This window comes from Ilumatobacter sp. (assembly GCF_041688325.1).
Lineage (GTDB): Bacteria > Actinomycetota > Acidimicrobiia > Acidimicrobiales > Ilumatobacteraceae > Ilumatobacter_A.
Genome location: NZ_JBDNIJ010000332.1, coordinates 1 through 3,297, shown reverse-complemented (window position 1 = coordinate 3,297; position 3,297 = coordinate 1). Strand labels below are relative to the sequence as shown.

General features: G+C 61.7%; 3 protein-coding genes and 1 riboswitch. All 3 genes read left to right on the top strand.

What is annotated here, in order from left to right:
- Positions 1-14: 14 nt before the first annotated feature.
- Positions 15-103, bottom strand: a riboswitch (glycine riboswitch).
- A 492-nt stretch (positions 104-595) separates the two neighbouring features.
- Positions 596-1,234: a hypothetical protein gene (locus tag ACH2EI_RS17260; RefSeq protein WP_395156731.1), complete on the top strand. Its 639-nt coding sequence runs from the start codon at positions 596-598 to the stop codon at positions 1,232-1,234.
- A gap of 456 nt (positions 1,235-1,690) precedes the next feature.
- Positions 1,691-2,308: a hypothetical protein gene (locus ACH2EI_RS17255; RefSeq protein ID WP_395156729.1), complete on the top strand. Its 618-nt coding sequence runs from the start codon at positions 1,691-1,693 to the stop codon at positions 2,306-2,308.
- A gap of 402 nt (positions 2,309-2,710) precedes the next feature.
- Positions 2,711-3,297 (top strand): hypothetical protein (locus tag ACH2EI_RS17250; protein WP_395160954.1); only part of this gene is annotated, 587 nt, incomplete at its 3' end.

The following is a 3,297-nucleotide window of genomic DNA, read 5'->3' as shown; positions in this document are numbered from 1 at the left end:
TCTTTCCAGCGTGCCTCACTCGAACGGTCCTGGTGCTTGAGCGATTGCCGGGGTGGGTTGCGCCTTCAGCGCCGGATTAAACCGGCTCTCCCGATCGAGTGGATCGGCGTTTCAGTTGTGAGTTGCAGGTTAGCAATGTGGCACCATCGACGCGTGAACTCCAGCACGATGATGTTGGGGTGTGACGAGGTTCTGTGCGGAATCGTGAATTTCAGAACGCTCTATACGCTGATGCCGAGCGACCGGAGGTGCCGTGAGCAGGGCCTTCGTTCAAGAAGTGTTCCGAAAACAGTCTGCTGTGAGGTTTTGATACTTCCGATCGAAACCGGGCATTCTTGCCATCAATCTGCACTTTGCAGTGGTCTCTGCCACTCAACGTTCAAAACCCACCGTTTGTGGTACACCCGATCAGCGCCAGCCCAGTGTTCATCCGCCCTGCAGGCAAATGGAGCGTCGCTGGGCAGACACTGCGACACCACGTCGCTCAGGATTCCGCACAGAACCTCCTCACGCCCCAGGATAGGCGACCTCGACGTCTGAGGTTCACGCAGCGTTCGCCCGGTTCGACATTGCTCGCGTTCTCAAGCATCCCGGGTTGACACCCGAAGCGTTACGTGGCGCGTTCGCTGCAGGCGAGACCGTGTCGTCGATCGCCCGATCGGTGGGCATCGACCGGTCCGGAATTCGGCAACGGATGCGTCGCTTCGACATTCGTAACCCTCACCACCGCCCCATGGACCGCCCCGAACAGTTGGACGATGCTGGCTGGCTTCGCCAACAGTTCAGCGTCGAAGCGCTGAGCGTTCGCGAAGTCGCCGCACGACTTTCGGTGAACGAAGTGACGTTGCGGCGCGCGATGAGACGCCAGGGCGTCGAACCAGCAGTACGGCCAGTGCGCCCATACCGGCCGCCTGGTGGGATCGACGGTGACTGGCTCAAGATGCAGTACGTGCAACGACACCGCACACTTTGCGACATCGCACTCGACAGCGACGTCAGCATTGCCACGATGCAACGTGCCGTGAACCATTTCGAACTGGTGCGCAGCCGTCTCGGCAGGACCGAGAGAGCGCTCGAGAATCATGACTGGTTGCGTGGCCGCTACCTCGACGACAAAGCCACCGCGAACGACATTGCTGCAGCGTTGAACTGCTCGACGTGGAAGGTGCGGTCCGCTCTCACACAACACGGCATTCGTCGGCGGCCTGTGTCTCGCGGCCTGTTCGATGCCTGACCGTTTGGTCGTTCGAGCGTGTCGGGGCAACCACTGACTGCGGCAACGAGGGCGAACCATGAACTACGTGTGGTCGCGACGGCTCGGTCACACTGAGGAGGTGGTGAGCAGCGTCTCAGGTGGGTGGACGGTGGAGCGGGACTGGCTCATCGAGCAGTACTCCACACAGTCGATTGCGGACATCGCTGCGCTCGTGGACGTGTCGACGTCAACAGTGCGACGCGCCATGATCCGCCACAACCTGCCACGTCGACAACGCGGCGATGCTGCACGCCAGCGGATCTCGCATCCGCAGTTGGCCGACCGCGACTGGCTCACGAAACGGTATTCCACCTCGACCATTGCTGGCATCGCTTCGGAAGTCGAGGTCGCGTCGGAAACCGTTCGTCGGGCGTTGGATCTTCACGGCATCGAGGTGCACACCGCGCGGCGGCGTCCCGACCGCGACGGCCAGCGGTGCTCGACGATCGTGGTTGGCTCATCGAGCGGTACGAGACGGCGTGGTCGATTCGTGAGGTCGCAACCGAACTCGGCGTCAACGAACAGCCCGTCGGCGCGGCCCTGCGTCGCCGCGGCATCATCGTGCGCAGCGAACGCGGGTCGCAACACCCCCGCCTCGTCGACCCTGCCTGGTTGCAAGCTGCGATTGCCGACAACGGCACCAATGAGATCGCACAACAGCTCGGTGTGTCACGCGTCGGGGTCCAGCGTGCGCTCACCCGCTACGGCATCGCGTCGCCTCGCCGCTACGAGTCGGCGAGTCTCACGCCGCCGAGTGAAGCGGTGCTGCGAGCAGTCTGGGATGCCGAGCAGACGATCAGAGGGGTTGCTCAACGGTTCTCGGTGTCACCGACGACCGCTGCGGTGTGGCTTGCTCAGATCGCAGTGTTCGTGTCCGAGCGTCCAGCGATCAGTCATCGCGAGCTCACCAACGCCGTCCGCAAAGGACTCACCCGAGTCGAGATCGAACAACGCTTCAAGATCACTGGGCGCACCGTCGTTGTCGAGCTGCACCGCCACGGGTTGTTCCGCGAGCATCGACAACGACACGTGTCGCAGCGTTCGGACTCATGATCTTCGCCGCCGCCACGACACCCGCACCAACTGACGCCGACGCCAATGCTCGGGGCCACGAACACCAACCGTTACCAGTCGATCGACGCACAGCGGTGCGGTTGTTGGTTGGCTCGTAGGTCGTCGAACATGCTCATCGATGAGCCCGCGGAATTCCACATCTGGGCGGATCGCCGGATGTGTGTGACGTCGAGTACGAGACCGTCGTCATGGGCGCTCCTATCGCTGATCTACGGGAGGCATGCTCGAAGACGGTACTTGACGGACGGTAAGCAAAGGTGTTCGATGTCTGCATCTTGACGTCCGTCATGATCCGGCTTGAGCGATTGGAAGTCAACGATGAGAATGAACCGAAGGTTCTGGGTTGGGGTAGTGGCGGCTCTTACCGCCACCACTGTCATTGTGGGACCAGCATCTGCCCAGGCGCCCGAGCCAGTTGAGCCTGAGACTTCTGGTCTGCTGGGCACCCAAGTCGAGAGCATTGATGAAGACATCGTCGCGGTTCAAGGAGTCGCCGAGGTGGCGGTTGACGAGATAGCAGATGTGCTTGATGACCAACTCCCAGAAGATTCGCTCGCCGTCTCCGATCAGGCACTCGTGTCGGCCGACGGGGTCACCGTGGAGGAAATGGGAAGTGAGGGATTCATTCCCGTCGATCCAACCGACGGACTCGAGTTCACCTTCCAGGGGGTGGAGTCGGCAATTTCACTCCCGGTAGAGCAACTTGAGTTGGGCACAGGGGTGCCACTCGCTGACGGGACAATGGTGTACCCGGGTACAGATGCTGGGCTCGCTGTCCGGCCGGTTGAGGGCGGCGGTCTCCAAGCGCTGGTCACGATCGCCAGCGCCGAGGCACCGACTTCGTACGCCTACGACCTGCAGCTTCCTGATGGGGCCAACTACAACTTTCTCGAGGATGGCGGGATAATCGTAACTAACAGCGACGATGAGTTCATCGGGTCCTTCACGCCGCCGTGGGCAGTGGATGC